The organism is Halopseudomonas salegens (genome assembly GCF_900105655.1).
Classification (GTDB): domain Bacteria; phylum Pseudomonadota; class Gammaproteobacteria; order Pseudomonadales; family Pseudomonadaceae; genus Halopseudomonas; species Halopseudomonas salegens.
The window spans coordinates 405,662-426,632 of record NZ_LT629787.1; the positions used below are offsets into that span (position 1 = coordinate 405,662).

17 protein-coding genes are annotated in these 20,971 nt (G+C 58.1%); 5 read left to right on the forward strand and 12 right to left on the reverse strand.

Annotated elements, in window-relative coordinates:
* Positions 1–15: 15 nt before the first annotated feature.
* Positions 16–2,016, reverse strand: coding sequence for a peptidase U32 family protein (locus BLU07_RS01790; RefSeq protein WP_092383554.1), 2,001 nt, complete (start codon positions 2,014–2,016; stop codon positions 16–18).
* 289 nt (positions 2,017–2,305) lie between these two features.
* On the opposite strand from BLU07_RS01790, the gene BLU07_RS01795 reads away from it, so the two are divergent.
* The 4 genes from BLU07_RS01795 to BLU07_RS01810 all read left to right on the forward strand — a co-directional run bounded on the left by BLU07_RS01795 (position 2,306) and on the right by BLU07_RS01810 (position 10,161).
* A complete protein-coding gene (locus BLU07_RS01795; protein ID WP_092383556.1) occupies positions 2,306–3,721 on the forward strand; it encodes a hypothetical protein in 1,416 nt (471 codons plus the stop codon).
* Between the two features lie 430 nt (positions 3,722–4,151).
* On the forward strand, positions 4,152–6,317 hold the full coding sequence (locus BLU07_RS01800; protein ID WP_092383558.1) for a glycosyl transferase family protein: 2,166 nt from the start codon (positions 4,152–4,154) through the stop codon (positions 6,315–6,317).
* 29 nt (positions 6,318–6,346) lie between these two features.
* A complete protein-coding gene (locus BLU07_RS01805) occupies positions 6,347–9,331 on the forward strand; it encodes an NfrA family protein (RefSeq protein WP_157719053.1) in 2,985 nt (994 codons plus the stop codon).
* A complete protein-coding gene (locus BLU07_RS01810) occupies positions 9,328–10,161 on the forward strand; it encodes a DUF4434 domain-containing protein (RefSeq protein WP_157719054.1) in 834 nt (277 codons plus the stop codon). The genes BLU07_RS01805 and BLU07_RS01810 overlap by 4 nt, the downstream gene beginning before the upstream one ends.
* Positions 10,162–10,253: 92 nt before the next feature.
* Here BLU07_RS01810 and BLU07_RS01815 read toward each other — a convergent pair whose 3' ends face one another.
* Genes BLU07_RS01815 through BLU07_RS17940 form a run of 3 tightly spaced genes read right to left on the reverse strand, consistent with a single transcriptional unit; the run spans position 10,254 to position 11,944 of the window.
* A complete protein-coding gene (locus BLU07_RS01815; protein ID WP_092383564.1) occupies positions 10,254–10,619 on the reverse strand; it encodes a response regulator in 366 nt (121 codons plus the stop codon).
* 25 nt (positions 10,620–10,644) lie between these two features.
* A complete protein-coding gene (locus tag BLU07_RS01820) occupies positions 10,645–11,181 on the reverse strand; it encodes a hypothetical protein (RefSeq protein ID WP_092383566.1) in 537 nt (178 codons plus the stop codon).
* A complete protein-coding gene (locus tag BLU07_RS17940) occupies positions 11,159–11,944 on the reverse strand; it encodes a methyl-accepting chemotaxis protein (RefSeq protein ID WP_157719055.1) in 786 nt (261 codons plus the stop codon). The genes BLU07_RS01820 and BLU07_RS17940 overlap by 23 nt, the downstream gene beginning before the upstream one ends.
* 156 nt (positions 11,945–12,100) lie before the next feature.
* On the opposite strand from BLU07_RS17940, the gene BLU07_RS01830 reads away from it, so the two are divergent.
* Positions 12,101–14,122: an ATP-binding protein gene (locus tag BLU07_RS01830; RefSeq protein ID WP_092383568.1), complete on the forward strand. Its 2,022-nt coding sequence runs from the start codon at positions 12,101–12,103 to the stop codon at positions 14,120–14,122.
* Here the strand turns inward: BLU07_RS01830 and BLU07_RS01835 are convergent.
* The 8 genes from BLU07_RS01835 to BLU07_RS01870 are packed head-to-tail and all read right to left on the reverse strand — an operon-like array spanning position 14,119 to position 20,922.
* Positions 14,119–15,768: a proton-conducting transporter transmembrane domain-containing protein gene (locus BLU07_RS01835; RefSeq protein WP_092383570.1), complete on the reverse strand. Its 1,650-nt coding sequence runs from the start codon at positions 15,766–15,768 to the stop codon at positions 14,119–14,121. The two genes, BLU07_RS01830 and BLU07_RS01835, sit on opposite strands and share 4 nt — an antisense overlap.
* A complete protein-coding gene (locus tag BLU07_RS01840) occupies positions 15,765–17,282 on the reverse strand; it encodes a complex I subunit 5 family protein (RefSeq protein WP_092383572.1) in 1,518 nt (505 codons plus the stop codon). Before BLU07_RS01840 ends, BLU07_RS01835 begins: the two co-directional genes overlap by 4 nt.
* Entirely contained in the window at positions 17,279–18,703 is a 1,425-nt protein-coding gene (locus tag BLU07_RS01845) for a complex I subunit 5 family protein (RefSeq protein ID WP_092383574.1), read from the reverse strand. The genes BLU07_RS01840 and BLU07_RS01845 overlap by 4 nt, the downstream gene beginning before the upstream one ends.
* A complete protein-coding gene (locus tag BLU07_RS01850) occupies positions 18,700–18,978 on the reverse strand; it encodes an NADH-quinone oxidoreductase subunit K (RefSeq protein ID WP_092383576.1) in 279 nt (92 codons plus the stop codon). The genes BLU07_RS01845 and BLU07_RS01850 overlap by 4 nt, the downstream gene beginning before the upstream one ends.
* Positions 18,975–19,886 (reverse strand): hydrogenase subunit MbhD domain-containing protein, encoded by a 912-nt coding sequence (locus BLU07_RS01855; protein WP_231701668.1) that lies wholly within the window; start codon positions 19,884–19,886, stop codon positions 18,975–18,977. The genes BLU07_RS01850 and BLU07_RS01855 overlap by 4 nt, the downstream gene beginning before the upstream one ends.
* Complete coding sequence (locus tag BLU07_RS01860) at positions 19,873–20,178, reverse strand: cation:proton antiporter (protein ID WP_092383580.1); 306 nt, start codon at positions 20,176–20,178, stop codon at positions 19,873–19,875. The genes BLU07_RS01855 and BLU07_RS01860 overlap by 14 nt, the downstream gene beginning before the upstream one ends.
* Positions 20,171–20,419 carry a monovalent cation/H+ antiporter complex subunit F gene (locus BLU07_RS01865; protein ID WP_092383582.1) on the reverse strand — a complete coding sequence of 83 codons (249 nt, stop codon included), beginning with the start codon at positions 20,417–20,419 and terminating at the stop codon, positions 20,171–20,173. Before BLU07_RS01865 ends, BLU07_RS01860 begins: the two co-directional genes overlap by 8 nt.
* Positions 20,416–20,922: a Na+/H+ antiporter subunit E gene (locus BLU07_RS01870; RefSeq protein WP_231701669.1), complete on the reverse strand. Its 507-nt coding sequence runs from the start codon at positions 20,920–20,922 to the stop codon at positions 20,416–20,418. Before BLU07_RS01870 ends, BLU07_RS01865 begins: the two co-directional genes overlap by 4 nt.
* Positions 20,923–20,971 lie beyond the last annotated feature (49 nt).

The window sequence follows — 20,971 nt, forward strand, 5'->3', positions numbered from 1 at the left end:
GCGCTTTTATTTCCGCTATCGCGGCTGCGCTTTGATCGTCTTGCGCAGCTCATCCGGAGTAATCGAGCCCACAATAGTGGCCTGACTGCCGGGTAACGGCTGGCGCAGGATATTGCCCTTGATCTTGCCGATCACATGCATCTCGCAGGGTTTGCAGTCGAACTTCAGCGTCAGGGTTTCGTTGTCGTGCACCAGCTGCATGGGTTTGGCGTTACTGCGTACGCCGGTCACGCCCTTGGCCTGTTTCGGGCACATATTGAAGGAGAAGCGCAGGCAGTGCTTGGTGATCATCACTGGTACTTCGCTGGTTTCTTCATGTGCCTCGAAGGCGGCATCAATCAGCTCGACGCCGAAACGCTGGTAGAAGGCGCGCGCCTTGTGGTTATACACGTTCGCCAGAAAACTCAGGTGTGAATCCGGGTAGATCGGTGGCGGTACGCTGATGGCTTGGCGGCTGCCACGTGGGTGGGCGGCCAGGCGAGCGTTATCCAACTGTTCGATCAGTGCGCGGCGCAGCGCCTTGAGGCGCGACAGCGGCACGAAGGGTATTTCCACCAGTGCCAGTTCAATGCCTGCGCAGTGGTAGTGCGTATTACCCAGTTGGGTCAGCAGATCTTCGATCTGGCTGCGCGCCCGTTCGGTATTCTGCGCCGCTTCGAAGGGGCCTTCCAGCGTCTGGTTGACGGTCACGCCCTCTTCACTGCGTGCGTTGAGTTGCAATGCATTGGCGTCACCACCGAGTAACCAGCGCAGGCCAACGCGGCGTTCAGCGGAGGGTTTTTGCAGTGCCTGCTGCCAGTTGTGGTCAAGATTGCGGTTGAGCGTCTGGCCGGCGCGCGCGCGACGCAGCGCTGCAGGCAGTTCGTTGGGCTCGATGCGGTAATGCCAGCGCGGCTGGCCGCTCTCGTCCTGATGCTGGCTGAGCAGTTCCGCGATGTTGGCGCGAAAGCCCACTACCTCGCGCTTGACCAGCACATTGAGACCATCGCCGTTGTTCAGCGGCTCCTGGCTGCTGACCAGCAGGTCGTGCTTGCGTACCTGTTGCAGTTCACCGACCGGCAGTCCGGTAAAGGTCGGGGTATCGAAGGCGCCGATATCCAGCTTGCGTTCAGTCACGAAGTAGTCGGTGCTGCCACGATGGAAGGTCTTGTCCGGGTCAGGCACAAAGAAGTGCTCACTGCGGCCGCTGGAGGCGCGCGCCAGATGCGGGCGTTCGGCGAGAACGGCATCCAGTTGCTGGCGGTACCAGGCAGTGATGTTCTTCACATAAGCGGCATCCTTGTAACGGCCTTCGATCTTGAACGAGCGGATGCCGGCATCCACCAGAGCACCCAGGTTGGCGGTCTGGTTGTTGTCCTTCATCGACAGCAGGTGTTTTTCATAGGCGACTACGCCGCCATGCTCGTCGGTCAGGGTGTAGGGCAGGCGACAGGCCTGCGAGCAATCACCGCGGTTGGCGCTGCGCCCGGTTTGTGCATGGGAGATATTGCACTGGCCGGAAAAAGCCACGCACAGGGCGCCGTGGACAAAGAACTCCAGCGGGGTGTCGACCGCCTGATGAATGCTGCGGATCTGTTCCAGGCTGAGTTCGCGTGCCAGTACCAGTTGCGAAAAACCGGCCTGGCCAAGAAACTTTGCTTTCTCCAGACTGCGGATGTCGCACTGGGTACTGGCGTGGATCTCGATCGGCGGGATGTCCATCTCCATAATGCCCATGTCCTGCACGATCAGCGCATCCACTCCGGCATCGTATAGCTGGTGGATCAGCTGGCGCGCAGGTTCCAGTTCCTCATCGTGGAGGATGGTGTTGAGGGTGACGAAGACTCGCGCATGGTACTGGTGGGCAAAGGGCACCAGCGCGGCAATGTCGGCCACGCTGTTCGCCGCGTTGTGCCGCGCGCCAAAGCCGGGCCCGCCAATGTACACCGCATCGGCGCCATGCAGGATGGCTTCGCGGGCAATGGCGGCATCACGCGCTGGACTGAGCAATTCGATATGGTGGGCAGGCAGGGACATGGCAGCAACCGTGGACAGATAAAGAGCGCATTGTAGCCGCGCCGCTGATTCACTGCATTACCCGTGCTGCCTTTCGCCGGCTCCGGGGAGCGGTTGGATGAGACTCTGATGCTGTGAAAAGCAGAATAACGGGTTGTGCCGGGACAATAATGCTGTTCGTTCTAAAGGTGGCTGTCTCTTGATTAAGCAGATTAATGAACTAAAGTTCATTGTGTCTCCTGGTCAGGCGTATTCCGTAAGTGTATTGGCTGGCTGGAGAGGAAAAGCATAACAACAACAGGAGTTTACGATGTCCAGGCTGTACGCGTACAACATGCCCAAAGGGCGTTCTTTACCTTCACTGGTGATGCTGGCAGTGTCGGCCCTCACCTTGTCTGGTTGCCTGAGTGGTTCGTCCGGCAGCTCTTCCTCTGACGAACTCGCACCGGCAATGCCTGAGCTGGATGCCGAGCGGGTCCGCCCGCTGGTTTTTGTGCATGGTCTGGCGGGTAGCGGGTCGCAGTACCAGACTCAGGCGCTGCGTTTCGCCAGCAACGGTTATCCCGAAGATCTGGTCCATGCTTTCGAGTACAGTACTGCCAGTCTTCCTGAAGTCATTGCTGCCGCAAGTGGCAGTCAGGCGGCCCCTCTGGACGCCTTTATCGATAATCTGTTGGCAACCCACGACCAGGAACAGGTTTATCTGGCTTGTCACTCGCTGGGTGTTACGGTCTGCAGTAATTATCTGGGCAACCCCGATCACGCGGCCAAAGTTGCCGGTTTTGTCGGTATTGATGGTGCCACTAACGAGACCTGTCCGGGTGATGTGCCCTGTATGGGCGTCTATGTGAATGAGGCTGCCGAGTTGGGAGAGAACAATCTGTACCTGCCGGATGAAACGCATGTGCAGGTAGCTACCTCCGAGGCTTCCTTTGCCGGTCAGTTCGAATTCTTTACCGGAGTAGAGCCGGCTCGGACACAGATTCTGCCGGTTGACGGTGACATCAGCGTGAGTGGCAGGGCAGTGCTGTTTCCGGCCAACAGTGGTGCGGCGGGTACTACCTTGAACGTCTGGTCCATTGATCCGGCCACCGGGGACCGGCAGGGGAGCGATCCACTGGCTACAGCGGACATCGACGCTACTGGTGAGTGGGGACCCTTCAATCTTCAGGCGGGCGATCATTACGAGTTCCAGCTGCTGCGTCCTGGCCGTGCCGAACACCACTTTTATCGCCAGCCATTTTTGCGCAATGCCAATCTGGTGCGTTTCAATACGTCACCAGCCGGTTCGGATATTGAGACCAATACGCATACCGGGTCGGACCATGCCGCTTTGGTCATCAGCCGGGACATGGAGTGGTGGGGTGATCGTGGCGAGGACACGGATCGCCTGGAAATCGCCACCACCAGCGCACTCTGGCCGGATGAAGAGCCTTTTGACGTGCTGACCAATATAGATGTGAACAACGTCATTGGCATTCATGTACATGACGCGGAATCACATCCTGCGATCACCTCTGGTGAGCTGTTGCCCTACTTCCCGGACCAACCCTTTCAGTCCGGGGTGGATGTGAACATGCCGGCAACCTCGCCACCAGACGGGGTGATAACCGTGACCAGCTATCCACGCGGCGACAGCAGCCGGCCACAGGTATTCAATGTACCCAACCGGGCGTCAGCGAGTCATCGCGTGTCGTTGATCTTCAACGATTTTGTGCAGGACTAGCCGAGGCGGTTTGCCAGCACAATCCTTACCTTCACAGCAACATCGCCGATACTTGGCTATGTTGCTGCTTCTAAGGTGTTGCTGGTGTGTAGACGTTCAAGTGACGAAGAAAACAGCAATTCCAGCTTCAATTGCCCGACACAATCAGGAATCGTGCAAGCCCTCGAAGCATACGCCCCGATAGTGTCAAAATAATATTCTTGTGGCATGCTCTCTTCATTTGTGTCAGGATTCAGTCGCATCCTGCGTCAAAAATGCTGAGGAAGTATGCCATACAGTATTCTAGTGGCTTTCGGGGTGAGTCCCGGGATCATTAAGATGGTTTTGCTTGTCCGCCTGTTGGGTCAATGTTGTGCTTTTGGGCCGATATCATCTATTACCCGTCAGTGTATTGAGCATTGCTTGAAGCCCTTTCTCAAGGGCGTAAATCATGAGTCTTGAATGGGTCGAGCTGCTGGCGTATGTCCTGTTCGGCTTTAAATGGCTTGCGTTTATTCTGGCTTGCGCGCTGTTGCTGATGGGGCTGGATGACCTGTTCATTGATCTGTCTTACTGGTTGCGGACATTGTGGCGGCGTTTGCGAATTTATCGGCGCAACCCGTACGCCGATGAGCAACGGTTGTTTGAAGCTCGTGAGCAACCTCTGGCTGTTATGGTTCCTGCCTGGCAGGAAACCGGTGTTATCGGGCAGATGGCGCGGTTGGCTGCCAGTACTCTGGATTATGAGAACTATCAGATTTTTGTTGGCACCTACCCGAATGATCCAGCGACCCAGGCCGAGGTGGATGAAGTCTGTCAGCGCTTCCACAATGTGCATAAAGTCGTCTGTGCCCGTCCCGGTCCGACCAGCAAAGCTGACTGCCTGAACAACATAATTGATGCAATTTTGCGGTTTGAGCAGCAGGCCAGGATAGAGTTTGCAGGTTTTATTCTGCACGACGCGGAAGATGTCATATCGCCGCTGGAACTGAGATTGTTCAACTATCTTCTGCCGCGCAAGGACTTGATTCAGGTCCCCGTTTATCCATTTCCGCCCGCATGGCACGAGTTTACCGGCGGGCACTATATTGATGAGTTTGCTGAACAACATGGCAAGGATGTCGTGGTGCGTGAGGCCATGGTTGGCCAGGTACCCAGTGCGGGTGTTGGTACCTGCTTCAGCCGCAGAGCAATCGCGGCTCTGTTGCAGGAAAAAGACGGTATCGCATTTGATGTGCAAAGCCTTACGGAAGATTACGAAATCGGTATGCGACTTGCCGAAAAAGGCATGTCGGGGATTTTTGCCCGTTTCATGGTCAGCGACCCGCGCTATGCGACTCATCGTGAGCATAAATTCGGGGTAGTGGCTCGCGCCAGTAAAGTGATTTGTGTACGAGAACACTTTCCCCGAACGTTCAGTCAAGCGGTTCGACAGAAATCACGATGGATCATAGGCATTGTATTTCAGGGAATGCGTTCGATGGGGTGGAGTTCTCGTCCGCTGCTTAACTATTTTCTCTGGCGAGATCGTCGCGGCGGGATAACCAACTTGATCGGTTTTCTTGTCAATCTGGTTTTTCTCGTGGTGTTGTTGATGTGGCTTGTCGGCTGGGTGGTCGACGATGCCTGGCAGTTCCTTTCCTTGCTGGGTGGAAGCGACCTGCTGCGGTGGTTACTTATTTGCAACGGCATACTGTTGTTGAACCGGCTCTTTCAACGCTTTTATTTCGTCACTTCCTACTACGGATTGTGGCAGGGCTTGCTATCTGCCCCACGCATGGTCTGGAGTAATGTGGTGAATTTCTTCGCTAACATCCGCGCCATCCGCCAGGTTCTGCTTGAAGGAGACCCACGCCGAGTGGCCTGGGACAAGACGGATCATGAGTTCCCTGAAATTGGCGAGCCAAAACGCATCCCGTTGGGTCAACGGCTGGTGGCTATGGGGGCAATAAGCCAATCTGACCTGCAAGCCGCCTTGCTGGCAGGTGCTGGTCGACGCATTGGACGTGAGCTACTGTCGCGCGGTTTGATTACCAGCACACAATTGGCCAAGGCATTGGCCGATCAGGCGGGGGCTGAATATTCCGAGTTATCGCCATTCAAACTGGATTCCGGCTTGATTGCGAGGTTGCCTGCCAGGTTGGCTCTGCGTTATGCAGTCTTGCCAATGGCTGAAGAGGGAAGAACTCTGGTGCTGGCGTCTGAGCGTGCTTTGAGCGAAGTGTCGATAGGTGCTCTTGCCCGCCAGTTAAGGCGTCCAGTCAGTTATCGCATTGTGCCGCAGGGGCGGGTAACTCTGGGGCTGCGGTATTGGTATGTCCAGCAGGCCAAAAAAGATGAACGGCTTGAAAGGCTGGCACAGCAGAGTTCGGATGAGACCTTGATGGAGGCTGTCTGCCGGCATCAGGTTATGCTGGGTGACCTGGTGCAGGAAATGGGTATGTTGCCATCAACCCTGTTTGCACAGGCGATGTTTGACTTTGACCCACTGCAACAATCGCTGGGTGAGTATCTGAAGCAGCGTGGACTGATCAGTAGTGAGTTGCTTGAGCAGGCGTTGCAGGAGCAAAAGGCTCAGCAGGCGTTGTCATGGCGAGCGCTGGAGGTTTTGCCATGAGGATAATCCTGCTACTGCTGGTGTTGATAATGACTGGCAGCCCACTCACTGCTGCGAGTGATCTGAGTAACTTTCAGCAGTATCTGAGCCACCCTTACATGCATCGTGCCTATCAAGCGGTAGAGCAGAATGACTGGCCTGAAGTTCAGCGTCTTACTGAATATCTGGTTGGCCGTGTACCGGAGCATGAGGAGGCACGCTGGCTTCTGGTTGAGTCATTGCTTCGCCAGGAGCAGATAGATTCTGCCTTGATCGAACTGCAGGGGTTACCTGTCTCCGAACGCAGGCTTGAAACCGAGGTAGAACTGAAAATTCGTCTGGTTGTTCGCGGAAGGGTTGATCAGCCAGAGCTGCTGGCTTGGTTGGCCGAGGCTGATGACAGTGCCCATGTTCGTCTATGGCAGGCAAGAAATCAGTATATACAGCGTGCTGAAGGCAATCAGGCGGCTTTGCAGTGGCTTGCATCTGCGCCGCTGCGTGATGGCCAGGCGTTACGCATGTGGCGTGCCGTTCTCGCAGAGCAGGTTGAAGATCATCAGCAGGTGATCAGTGACTTGTACCCCTTACTTGTTGCAGAGCAGTTGGATGAGGAGCAGTGGCAACGTCTGGGTATGGCGCTGCTGGCGGTGGTTGATTTCGAGGCTGCGACTGAACTGCTTGAAATGGCGCCCAATAGAGCGGTACGCCATGAGTTCGTTGACATGTTGATAGATAGAGCAATTGCTGTGCGTCGACATGAAGTGGCATTGCATTGGTTGTCGCAACGTCAACAGCTCACTGATAGTGAGAGTCAGGTGCTTTGGGAATTGGCTCGAGTCGAGGAGAATGTTGACCTGGTTGTCACTCTGGCCGAGACGCATGAGCAGGATTGTTTTGATACCGTCGAGTGGCTGTCTGTGCGGGCTGTTGATCAGGCTCGACAGGTTTTTCTGCGCTGCCGGGCGCAAGAGCACCCCCAGCGTTGGCTGGTGCTGGGTCTTGCCTTGCAGCTGCATGAGACGATGGCCAGTCGACCTTTGACAGGCCAATGGGAAGGTATTCGCCAGGAAGAATTGGTGCGGCATTGGCTGGCTGCTGATCAATCCTCGCAAGCGTTGACATGGTTGCAAAATCAGCCGGTTGTCAACGGTACCCGTGAGCGTCGCGCGCTGTTGCAGCAGCAGCTTGGCTTGCTTGATCAGGCGTTGGTCTCATGGTTGGCAATTTATCGCCGACAGGCAACTTCACAGGCATTGGAGCAGGCTTCCTGGCTGATGGTGGAGGCTGGTGATCGTGAGGAGGCTCTGGCGTTGCTGCTGGATGCCTTCGAAAATCAACGGCAGAGCATGTCCGAGGCATCGCTGGGCCGTCTTGGCGAGCTGTTGGCTCAGCATCCCGGACCGCTTCCAGATATACAGATGTTGCTCCCGCAGCTGCCGTTGACCAGTCGGTTGCTGTTGCTGGATCGGCTTGCTGACAGTGGTCGTTGCGACGAAGTTATCCCACATATTTCAAAGGTCCAGCGCCAACCAGCTGAATGGCGACTTCTGGGTCAATGTGCGCATCCCGGTCGCCCCGGAGCAGCTGTCGTGTACCTGCGCAAGGCGGTTAATGGTGGTGATGCACTAGCCAAAAGGGCCCTGGCCTATGCGCTGTTCGAGGCTGGCGACGCCGACGAGGCCTGGCGGTTGTGGTTACAGTTGTCGCCGTCTTTAAACGCCCCGGAAGAATACATGGCCATGCTGCGGAGTGGTTTGGCTGCAGGCAACATTCTGCAGGCAGAACATAAATGGCAGCAGCTTGCACTCAATGCCGAGGTTGAATATTGGCGTCTTGGGGCCGCGTTGGCTCTGTCTGCTGGCGAGTATCAATTGGCTCTGGAGCGAGATCGGCGCGCGCTTTCGTTGCAGGAATCTGCCGAGGGTTTGCATGCAGCTGCCGCTTCCGCTCTGGCGGCGGGCGAGGATCGGCAGGCGTTAATCTGGCTGCAGCGAAGTCGCGAGCTTGCCCCCGATCAGCCGGCCTATCTGCTGGAACACGCGTATTTGCTGGCGCGTCAGGCTGAGCACCAGGAGCGTGCGCGCGCAATACCTTTGTTGCAGCGAGCTGTCGAATTCTATCCGGAAGACTTCATGTTGCAGCAAACGCTGGCACAGTTGTTGAACGAACAATCTGAGCCGACGCTGGCCCGCGCCAGCCTGCGGCAAGCGATTGACCTGGTTGAGCCAGAGTTATGGGTGGCTGATCAGGATGGTAGTGAGCTGGCTCAGCGCAAATATGAGCTACGCCGAAGTCACGAGAGTTTGAGCCGCCGCAACAGTTTTACCGTGGCCAGCAGTTGGTCGCCCTTCAGTGTAGCCTCAGCAGGGCAGCCGTTGAGGGGAGAGAACTATCAGCTAGTGCTTTGGGATCATGCGCTCGGAGAAGAGCCCGTCAATAATGGCCGCACCCTGTCCGTTTATGGCAGAGCACTGACAGCAGCGGGACGTCGAGACAGTTATTTTGAAACTGCTGGTCTGGGGGTTGGTATACGCAGCAAGCCGCTGAGTAACCAGAATCTCAACCTGTACGCTGAGCTGTACAATGAGTCCGGGTTGCGGGGGCAAGGTGGACGTGGTTTTGACCTGTTGCTGCGGGCTACCGCTTCGTTGTTCGATCAGGGTGACTATCGCAATGACTGGCGTCCGGCAGAGCAGGGCTGGCATGAACGTTCTTTGTATCTGGACGCAGCCTGGTTCGTCGATGCCGGAGAGCTTCAGCTGTTGGGGCGCTTCCAGCAAGGTTACAACTACAAGCTTGCAAATGACTCACCGCAAACCTTGATGCCCTATGGCTTTGTCCAAGGGGTAATGGATGGAAAGGATGAGGATCTGCGCATCGGTGCCGGCCTGCGCTGGCAGTATTGGTTTGACGATGATCGATACAACGCCTGGCGTGGGCGCTTTGCGGTTCGTGCAGAGTATCATCAGGGCTTGTCTGGCAGTCTGTATGATCGTCGCGGTGGTTGGTTGCTGGGTATGGAGGTGAACTGGTGAGAACACTATTGTTGTTGGCCTTGCTGTTCAGTCTCGAATTGAATGCAGCGCCTGTAATGTTCTATCAGCCGCTGAATCAGGATGCTGAGCTCTCCATATCTCAATGGCAGCAGCTCTGGGTTGCCACGCATGAGGCGGGTGTTGAAACGTTGATCGTCCAATGGACCCGGCATGATGACAGTGAATTTGCCAACGAGGACGGCTGGTTGATACCAGCCTTGCGGCAGGCAAATCAGGCAGGACTGGAGTTGGTGCTTGGGCTGCATTATCGTCCTGATTATTACAGTGTGATCCATCAGGCGGATGACGATCGCTTGAAGTTTGCCTGGCACCGGTGGCTGGCTGAGGCTCTGAGCCGGTATCGGCGTCTGCGAGAGGTTAGCGACTTATCGGTGCATGGCTGGTACTTGCCACTGGAACTGGATGACAGGACCTACGCTAGTCGTCAAGCGCAGATTGAGCTGGTTGCCCAGTTGCAGTCTTTTGTAGGCCATCTCGACGCTCCATTGCACTTGAGCAGCTATAGCAATGCCAGCTTGACGCCTCGAACTCACGCACAATGGCTGGAGCGGTTGTCTGCGGTCGCGCAGGTCTGGTGGCAGGACGGCATGGGCGCTGGTGTTCTGGACGAAGAAATATTACAAGCCTATCGCAAGGCATTGCCGTGCGATATCGGAATTGTCCATGAGGCCTTCAGTCGAGACAGTGGGCTGCACGAATCTTTCTCCGCTTCGCCGCGTGAGCCACAATCAAGTGCTGGCTGTAACCCGGCAGCATTGTTTTCTCTGCGCTATATGCCCTGGAGTAGCAAGATTCTTCGGCTTCCATGATTCGAATGTAACCAGTATATCCGTTCGAGACGACACATGGCGGCAGTGCGCATCATGTGCGCACTGCCGAAGATGAGGTGACTGGTCAGCCTTCAGGCCGTCACCAGCTTCTGGATGGCGCCAATAATCCCGGGGCCGTTGAAAGGTTTGACGATCCAGCCCTTGACGCCGGCCGCCTTGCCGCGCTCTTTCATCTTCGGGCAGCTTTCTGTGGTCAGCATGATTATCGGGACCTTGCTCTGCAGCTCGCTGCGTGATTTTTCGGCCATGGTCAGGCCATCCATATGCGGCATGTTGACGTCGCATATCACCAGTTTGATATGGGTATTGCGCTGCAGTTGTTGCAGACCATCACGGCCATCATTTGCGGTAATAACGGTCAGGTTCTGTTGCCGCAGGAAGCTGGCAACGTCATCGCGTACAGTGGCAGAATCATCAACTACAAGTATGGCAGACATGGGGTAATCCTCGGGGCTGTGGGAGTCAGAACAGTTCCAGTTCGCCGGTGCTTTCCGCATCATCAACGGTTTTAGTCACCAGTTGCAGTTCAAAGTCTTTGGGTAGCAGCAGCCAGCCGGTAATGCTCAGGCCGCGGCTGTCGTGGCAGCCGGCAACCAGCGGCAGGCGGCAACTGTCCAGCAATGTGGGCAGGCACTTGACGGACAAGGCGTGAGGGGTAGACATGCCCAGATTGGGCAAATGCTGGCCCAGTTGGCGTTTCAGGCTGCCGCAAAAGGTGTTGCCCATTTCCAGCAGGTGATCGTCCGTTACTTCGCAAGTCGCCCGAGTACTGTCGGTAATGACCAGCACCAGGCTGTGAAACTGGTAGCTGCTCAAACTGAGCAGGGTCAGGCTGGCGTTGTCGTTCGTCAGGTCGGCTGGCCACGCCTGAGCAGAGAGCGTCTGCGCACGGTGCAGGCTGGTGGTGCTGTCGTCCAGGCTGCGGCAGAGCATGCTGTCCAGTTGCTCCCGGGTTACGGCATCCAGATGGCTGGTTTCAGGCTGCGCGTGCGTGAACATGCTGAGCCTCCAGTTCCCGGGTGGCTTGATCCAGGGATTGGCACTGCAGGCGTAAATCCTGAATGGCAGTGTGAATCATCCGGCTGGATGCCTGAATATCCTGAAAGGTGGTGGTGGTCACGGCTGCACTTTGCAGCAGGCGTTCGGCATAACCGCTATTCAGGGTCTCGGAGCGGTTGGCCAGACTGCGTACTTCTTCGGCGACAATGGCAAAGCCGCGGCCATGTTCACCAGCGCGGGCGGCTTCGATACTGGCGTTCAGCGCCAGCAGAATGGTTTGTTTGGTGATGGCAGCAAAGGCCTGACTTTCTTTCTGCATCGCCTGGTTGTGTTGCAGCATGACATCCAGATTGGCATTCCAGCGCTCGAAGGTATGCACGATCTGCCCCAGTTCATCTATCTCGCTGCTGAGCTGCTGCCAGCGTCGATTCAATGTCTGTATATCCTGCATACCTTGCTGCAGGTTGTTGAGCCGGTATTCATTGTGGCGGTCATCGGCCTGCTGATCATTCTGCAGTCGGCTGCGTTCCTGTTGCCATTGTCGCTGCTGTTGCTCCAGTTGTTGCTGTGCGGCGATCAGTTCGGTCTGCAGGCTGGCTTGCCGTTCCTCGCTGTGGGCACTGTGTTGCAAAGCGGTCTGTTCTGCCTGAGCCAGTCGGGCGATCTGCCCTTGCTGGCCGGTTACCAGCTGATGCTGCCGATACAGGCGCCACAGACTCAGGCCCAGCAGACTGGTCAGAATAATGGAAAGAACAATAAACACGGCAGCCTCCAAAACAGAATGCGTCTAGAGTGGGAATGCTAGCCGGGTATGATGTCGTTTTGATGACGCCATAAATTCAGCGGAATGTCATCAGACAGCAACAGCCGGCTTCTAGATTGAAGGCACTTTCCCATCATTGATACGAGAGCTGCCTTTATGCCTGTTCAAGCCACTACCGCGATGAAACACGCAACTGAACTGCCCCAACCAAATCGGCGTTTTCATGATCCGCATGCCTTGCTGAAGAGCCTTGAGGGGCAGGGTAATCCGAGTATCTGGCGTGGGCTGGAAGTTATTCGTCCGATCCTGGTCAGTACGGATATGCTGCAGGTACTGGAGGTGTTCCGTGACTACCAGCAGGAGCATTTTTTCCCGGTGCTGGATGCGCAAGCGCAGCCTCTTGGGCTGGTTTGCGAGCGCAGCCTGAAAGGTTATGTCTATTCACGCTTCGGCATGGCGCTGTTGGCCAATCGCGGGCAGCCCAAGCTGCTTGAGCATTTTCTCTCGGCATGCCCGACTGCCGAGCTGGATGACAGCACCGAGCAGGTATTGGAGAAGGTACATGCGCAGCCGAATGCCGAAGGCGTCATTATCACCTGGCAGAGCATCTATATTGGATTTCTGCGCGCCCGCGCCCTGGTCGAACTGGCCCATGAGCAGCAGCTGGCGATTGTGCACCAGCACACGGCAACACTGGATGCGCGGAATCGTGAAATTCAGGCCGTTCTGCAAAACATGCAGCAGGGGATCTGTATCATCCAGCCGGACCTGACCCTGCATCAGGACTACTCGGCCCACCTGACCAGTATTCTGGCCCAGGATAACCTGGGTGGGCAGTCAGTCATGTCACTCCTCTTTGCGCGCAGTGCGCTTGGGGCTGATCAGCAGCAACAAATCGAGGCGGCGTTGATGGCTGTACTCGAGCAGGACGCACTGCTTTACGAATGCAATGCCCATTACCTGCCCACCGAACTCAGGGTGGATTTCCCCGCAGAGAGCAAGTTGCTGGAGTTGCATTGGCGGCCGTTGCTGGATGCTGATGAGTGCGTCGAGCGCCTGATGCTGGTGGTTCGGGATGTTACCCGGATGCGGGCGCTGCAGGCTCAGGCCGATGAGCAACAGCGCGAACTGCAGTTGCTGGAAGAGATTCTTGGCGTAGCGCCTGATCGGTTCGCCGCTTTTCTGCAACAGTCCAGTCAGTGCATCGCGGCGCTGTTACAGACGGTTCCGGGCTGGCAGCCTGAAGACAATCAGCCGAAATGGCTGGCGGCCTATCGCGATGTGCATACCATCAAGGGTAACGCCCGCACTCTGGGTCTGTTGGCGGTAACCGACAGCTTGCACGCTGCTGAGCAGGCGTTGCAGGCACAGGACTGTCTGCAATTGCAGGCCGAGCTGGATCAGGTAATACAGGTCCTGGAGCGCTACCGGCGGGTACATGCAGAGCGGTTGTCTGGCTATAACAATGCGTCAACCCATTCGGGCAGGCAGATCGATGCAGTGCTCTGGGATCAGTTGCAATTACTGGCAGCACAGCAGAAAAGCCCGGTATTGAGTGAGTTGCTGGCACAGGCGGGTGTGCCCCTGTTGCAGGACTGGCTACAGGAAATTACAGCGGATTTACCTCGTCTGGCAGATGAGCTGGGCAAGCCGGCTCCGACTGTCCGTTTCTCCGGACGGCTGGACCGCACCCGTTTGCGAGCTGATTGCCTGCCGGCTTTGGCGGGCGCATTGACGCATATCATGCGCAACAGCCTGGATCACGGTATCGAACCTGCCGAAGAACGAGCCGATGCGGGCAAACCGCCTGCCGGTGCGCTGCACTGGCATGGCGATGTGCGGGATCACGGTTTTGTGCTGTCGCTGGCTGATGATGGTCGTGGGCTGAACCTGGCCAGGTTGGCTGACAAGGCGCATGCAGTCGGCATCAAGTCGGCTGGTGATCAGTGGCCGGCAAATGAAGTGGCTGAACTGATTTTTCATCCGGGTCTGAGCACCGCAAACAGTGTCAGTATGACCTCTGGTCGGGGCGTCGGTATGGATGCCGTGCGGGCCAGCCTGGAGGCCATGGGCGGCAGGATTTCCCTCGAATTGCTCAAAGAAGAGCCCCTTGCCGGGGGCTGTCGTCCATTCCGGCTGCACCTGCATTTGCCGCCGGCCCTGTTGCTGGCGGCCTAAAGCAACCACCCCGTCAGTAGCAACACCAGAATCACTGCGATGCTGCTGGCCAGGGTGCGGCTGGCCCAGAAACGGTTCCAGCTGCGCTCGAATTGGCGGTAATGGTTGCGGGTTGGTTTGGGTGCCAATGATGGTTGTGGTGGTTGCAGCGTCAGGCCTTTCAGGCGCAATGACAATAGCAGTGCGGGATTCGGCAGGCGCTGCAGGCGTGGCGGCAGCTGCCATCCGAGTTGTATCAGCAGCACTGCAGCGCCGGCGGCCAACAGCAGTGGCCAGAGCGAACCCCAGATGGCATAGCTGGACAGGCTGGCAAGCAACGCTTGCCGCATGTCTGGCAGAAGCAGGGGCAGCAGCAAGGGTGACAGGCACAGTAGCGCCCAGGGCAGCCACTGTCCGGGGGGCGGTGACTGGCTGTACTCAGCCTGTTGCTGGCGGATGAGCCAGCCGGCACGCAATATCAGTGCACTGGTTGCCACCGAGCCCAGGCTAAGCAGGCCAAGCCAACCGGCTTGTGGGCCATCGGCGAAGGCGGTTTTCAGCAGGGCTTTGACCGTGCCGCCGCTGGTCAGCGGCAAGCCGCACAACGCCAGTGCCGGAATCAGCAGCAGGATCAGACTGGCGAGCGGTAAACGGTAATGTGCCCCGAGCCCGGCGCCCATGAATAATGCGCCTTTGGCCAGACCATGATGGCAAGCATACAGGGTCAGCAACACCGCCATTGCCGGCCGGCTGTCGGGTATGTGCCAGGCCAGCGCCAGAATGATCAGCATATAGCCCATCTGGCTGACCGATGAATAGGCCAGAACGGTTTTGCTTTTGCTCTGAAGCAAACCCAGTACAACCCCCAGGAGGGCGCCGATCAGGCCAATGATGAGTAATGTCGGTGCCCAGCTGTACAGTAGCGGATCGTTTGCCGGCATAAAGCGCCAGAGCCCCAGAATACCCGCCTTGAGCATTACGCCTGAGAGCACTGCACTGGCTGCTGCCGGAGCAGCCGGGTGTGCCAGTGGCAACCAGACATGCAGGGGCCAGAAACCGGCCTTGAGGCCAAAGCCGACCAGCAACAACCCGGCGGTCAGAGGGCCAAGGGGCACCTGTTGCCAGTCAGCGAGCAGCAACAGGCCACCGGCTTCATGCACGCGCAGCATCAGCCCGGCATACAGCAGCATTTCGCCCAGAACCGCCAGTTGCAGATAAATTCGACCGGCCTGACGGGGTTTGGGGCCTCCCAGGTGAATCACCAGGCCGTAGGCGGCCAGACTCATCAAGGTGAAACCGATGTAAAAGCTGGCGGCATCCGCCGCAATAATCAACAGCAGGTTGCCGCTAAGCGCCAGCAGCCAGCAGGTCCAGAAGCGTCGGGCATGGGGATCGTTCTGCAAGTCGAAGCTGGCAAAACGGCTGGCGAGTAGCCACAGCAGGGCGCTGAAACCCAGCCAGGTCTGCCCGAGAGTGTCTGTCACCCCCCATTGCGCGCCGGGCCAGAGGAGGGGCAGAGTCAGGCTTGGTACAGGATGCAGGCTGAGCAACAAGGCAGGTAGCGCACTCAGCCACAGCCAGCCGCCAGCATGGCTGGGCAGGCGCCATATACTGGCGGCGGCGAGCAATGGCATCAGCGGTACCAGTATCCACAACAGCGTACTCACAGGCCAAACTCCCGGTTGATGATCAGTTGGCTCCAGGCCAGCGGGCTGATGCTGCTGGCAGCAAAAATACCCACCAGAACCGACAGGGTGGCGGTAAACAACATGGGCCAGAGCAGCATCCAGTGCGTTTCACCCAGCCCGGGGTGGCCATTACCGCGCTTGCTGTTGATCGTCCAGTTGTCTGCCGGGGAGGCAAACCAGCCGCGCCAGAGCGGTGGCAGAAAATAGGCTGCATTCAGCAGGCCGGAGAACACCAGTATCAACAGCACCCAGTTCTGTCCGGCTTCCAGCGCCCCCAGGCCGAGATACCATTTGCTGATAAAACCGGCGATCGGTGGCACGCCGATCATGCCCAGGGCGCCGATGGTAAAGGCCAGCATGGTCAGGGGCATGCGTCGGCCGACCCCGTTCATGTCGCGTATATCATGGATGCCCAGGGTCTCGGCAAAATTGCCGGCACAATAGAACAGGGTGACTTTCATCAAACCCTGATGGACCAGGTGCACCAGGGCGCCAACGGCAGCAATCGGCCCCATCAGGGCCACGCCCAGAGTGATATAGGACACCTGGCTGATGGTCGAATAGGCCAGACGCTTTTTCAGTTTGGTTTGTTGCAGAGCGCGCAGCGAGCCATAAATGATGGTCGCAGCTGCCAGTGCCAGCAGGGGTATATTCAGGCCCAGCGCCTGCACCGGCTCTACGCCGTAAACATCATAGACCACGCGGACAATACCGAAGGCCCCAGCCTTGACCACGGCAACCGCGTGCAACAGGGCGCTGACCGGCGCCGGGGCAACCATGGCCTGCGGCAGCCAGCCGTGCAGTGGCAATAAGGCGGCCTTGACGCCCAGCCCGGCAATCAGCAGGCCAAAGGCCAGGATCAGGCTGGGATCATGCTCGCCGAGCAAGGGGCCAAGATAGCCACCGGGAACAAAGTCCGGGCTGCCGGTCAGGCTGTGCAACAGCGCCACGCCCATCAACAGTAGCGCACCACCGCCAAGGGTGTAGGCCAGATAGACGCGCCCGGCCCGCAGCGCCGCCTGGGTGCCGCGATGCACCACGAGTGGAAAGGTGGCCAGTGTCAGCAGTTCATAAAACAACAGGAAACTGACCAGGTTGCCGGCCAGCGCCAGGCCAACGGTGGCGCTGACGCAGAGGCTGAAATAGCCAAAGAATCGGGAGCGCAGGGGTGAGTCTTCCAGATAGCCGATGGCATAAATGGTGGTTGCCATCCAGAGTACGGTGGACAGGCTGACAAATTGCAGGGACAGCGCATCGCCCTGCAGAATGAGTCCGCCAGCAGGAAGGAAGGGCAAGGTAAAGCGGAAGCTCAGTCCCTGATTGACGCCCCACAGCATGAGCAGTACCAGACCAAGCTTGAGTACTACACCGAAGAGATTGAGAGCAATGCGCAGGCGTACCTGATCTTCACGCAGGGTAAAGATCAGCAGCCCCGGAATCAGTGAGCTGAGCAAGATAGCCAGGGGCAGCCAGCTGGTCCAGTTCGCAGTCATGGCTGCATCCCCGACAGCCACTGGATCAGGGGCTCGGCGATCAGAGCCATACCCCAGACCAGTAACGCCGGCAACAGGGCCAGCCACTGGGCAAAATGATCCGGGTTGTAGTCCGGCGGGGTCGGGTCGGCGCGATTGAATGACAATGCCACCACGCGAAAGACATAGGCAGCGCTGACCAGAGTACCGAGCAAGACGGCAAAGGCCCATGGCCAGTGCCAGGGATTATCAAACAGCGGCATCAGCAGAATCCATTTGGCCAGAAACCCGCCGCTGGGTGGCAGTCCAATCAGACTGCCACCGGCTACTGCAAAGGCAAACATGGCAACCGGCATCGTCTGCGTTGCACCTTTGAGGGCGCTGACCCGCCGGCTGCCGAGGGTCGCCTGCATTTCACCCGCGGCAAGAAACATGGATGCCTTGGCCAGCCCATGAGCCAGTACGAAAAACCACAGCGCGGCACTCAGACGACTGTCCTGCCACTGTAGCAACAGGCCAAGGGCGAGCAGTGCATAGCCCAACTGAGCCACGGTGGAGTAGGCAACCAGGGTTTTCAGATAGGGCGTGCGCAGCGCCGACCAGCCACCGGCAATCAACGCAACCACGCCAGCCAGCGCAAACAGCATGCCTGCCTGACGCGCCAGTTCGTTATCTGCCAGGCTGATCCACAGCCACCAGAGAATAAACAGTGGCCCCTTGACCACCAGCGCCGACAATAGTGCACTCACCGCTGTGGGTGCGCTGGCGTGCGCGGCCGGGAGCCATTGATGCAGGGGCCAGAGAGCCGCTTTCAGCATCAGTCCAAGGGTCATCAGCAGCAGTGCCAGCCGGGTCGTGTGGCTGCCGTCGGCCAGCTCTGCCAGCAGACGGATATCCAGCACGCCGTATTGCCCGTAAAGCAGCGCTACGCCAAGCAGGTAGCACAGCGAGGCAGCCAGTGACAGCAGCAGATAACGCAGCGCCGGACCATAGGCTTTGGGCCCGGAGATGACGACCAGGGCCACCGCAACCAGACCCAGCAGTTCCAGGGTGACGTACCAGTTGAACAGGTCGGTGGATAGCCAGAGCGCACACAGGCTGGTGTGCAACAAGGTCGACAATGGCCAGAAGTCGGTATCCCGTGTCTGGCTATGCCGGCTGCGTGCGGCATAGACGGATACCAGCAAATGAATCAGGGCAGTGAATACCAACAGCAGCGCGCTGAGAGGATTGAGTTCAAAGCGGATCCCCAGCGGACTGTCCCAGCCAGCCAGTGCAAGGGATTGTGTGCCCGATTGCATGACTGACAAAAGGGCCGCGCCAGCAGCGAGCAAGCTGACAGCGTTGCTGACGATAACCAGGCTGGCCAGCCGGGCGCGCAACAATAACAGCAGCAAACTGGTAGCCAGGGGTAGCAGCAAGCTGAGCAGTGCTGCATTCATTGTTTGCGCTCCCGGTCGGCCAGGGCGCTGGCAAGGCGCAGAGCAAAAGCGGTGGCACTGGCGGCGACGACCAGCCCGGTCACCACCAGCGCTTGCAGCACTGGATCAATCGGTTGCACTCGACTGGCCAGGGCGACCATGACCATGAAAACGCCAGCGCCCATGATATTGACGGCCATGATGCGTCTGAGCGGATGGCTTTGCCGGAGCAAGCCATGCAGGCCGAGCACCCAGAGCGTAATGCCGGCCAGCAGATACAGGAGCAGACTGCTCATGGCTCCACCTCATTACCTTCGCCAACAACCAGCAGAGTCAGGCTGGCGGCAATCGACAAGGTGGCGGCAATTTCGATCAGTATTATCAGGGTGCTGTTCCAGCCGGCGGGATAGACCAGCCAGCCCTGGCCCAGCCAGGCGGTTGTTGCAGCAACCATGACAAATACGCCGGCGCCCATCAGTACCAGCACTCGCATACTTGCCCGCTGCCATCCGAGGGCCGGCAACAAGCCGGCCAGGCGCAGCACAACAGCACCCGCAGCGAGTACTGCCCCGGCCTGAAAAGCGCCGCCCGGGGCGTGACTGCCGCGCCATAACAGGTAACCGGCGAGCACTACCGCAATGGGGACCAGTACACGGCTCCAGGCACTGAGCAATGGCCAGGGCGTTGCGTACTGACGTCGGACGACGTGTAGCTGGCGCAGACCCAGCAGCGCGAGCAATACCACCACAAGTTCCAGCAAGGTATCCCAGGCGCGATAGTTCAGCAGTACGGCAGTCACTGGATGGCTGACGCCGGTAGTATCCAGCTGTGCCATGACCTGTTCAGGTAACGGCTGCGATCCTGACAGCAAAGGCAATGCGCCGCGCATTAACAAGGCCAGTACCAGCAGACCGAGTAGCAGGCTGCCGGCGCTGGCAAGCCGGTGCGATTCGGACCTGTGTTCAGTAGCAGCTCCAGCCAGTGCCGCAAGCAACATGACGCCAATCAGGCCAGCGCCGATGGCGGCTTCGGCCAGCGCCAGATCCATTGCTCCCAGTCGTGCCCAGGTCAATGCAAGCATCAGCCCGAAGACGATAAACAGCACCACTCCGGTATAGAGCCGGGCACTGTGCATGGCACTACAAGCCAGACCGATCAACAGTCCGATCAGGCTGAGGTCAAACAGCAGTTCAGTCGTCGCCACTGACATCCTCCTCCTGATCCTGCTGATAGCGGGCCAGCAACTGGCAGGCGGTTGCCCCCGAGGCCATCACCAGTAACCAGATCAGCAACATCAGGCCAACTGCCTGGAGGTTGTCACTGCGCAATGACAGGCCGATAAACAACAACCCCAGCCCCAGAGTGTCGGCTTTGGTCACCGCATGCAGGCGGCAGTAGATATCCGGAAAGCGCAGCAGGCCGACAGTACCGGCGACAAAGAAAAACACGCTGGCGCCGAGAAACGGCCAGCTCAACCAGAGCAGCCAGTCAGTCATTGTGCCTCCGCAGCAGCTGCACCAAGGCAATCGACAGTACCGCCGCCAACAGGGCAAGTATCAGAGCGGCATCCAGCAGCGGTGGCTGGCGCTGAATATGGGCCAGGAGCATGAGCACGGCAGCGCCACTGGTGCCAAAAAGTTGCACGGCGAGCAGACGATCAGCCCGCGTCGGTCCTCGCCAGATGCGCCAGAGACCGGCGGTTATGCTCAGCAGCAGGATAGCGGCAAAAAGCATCATCGCGAGCTCACCTCAGGCAGCATTGCAGCCAGCAAGTCTTCCATGCGCGCCACAGTTTTTTGCCAGGGTTGCTGTTGGTCCAATACATGCAGCTGCAAGTAACCGTCGCTGAATCGTGACGACAGGGTGCCCGGCATCAGTCCGACGATGGCTGATAGCAACAGGTGAACCTGAGGGTTGGTGGATTGCAATTCATGGCGCACCCAGGCCGGATCAACCGGTAAGCGCGGGTGCAATGCCCGGCGTGCAACATCCCAGCCACCGAGTAGCAGTTCGGTGAGGAAAAAAACCAGCAGGCTGGGCAATCGGGTCAGGCGCAAATACCAGGGTGTGGCTTGCAACCAGCAGGACAACAAGGTCGCCGCGGCAATGACCGGTAAACCCAGGTACCAGCCACTGCCACCGCTGAGCAGTATCCACAGTGTGGCGTGCAGCAATAGCCAGAAAGGGCTGTTGCGCAGTTTCAGGCTGAATGGAGGGCGTGGTTCGGCGGCGAGAGTCACGGTGCTTCCTGTTGCGCACTAGGCTGACCATAGTAGGTAAAAGCCTGCG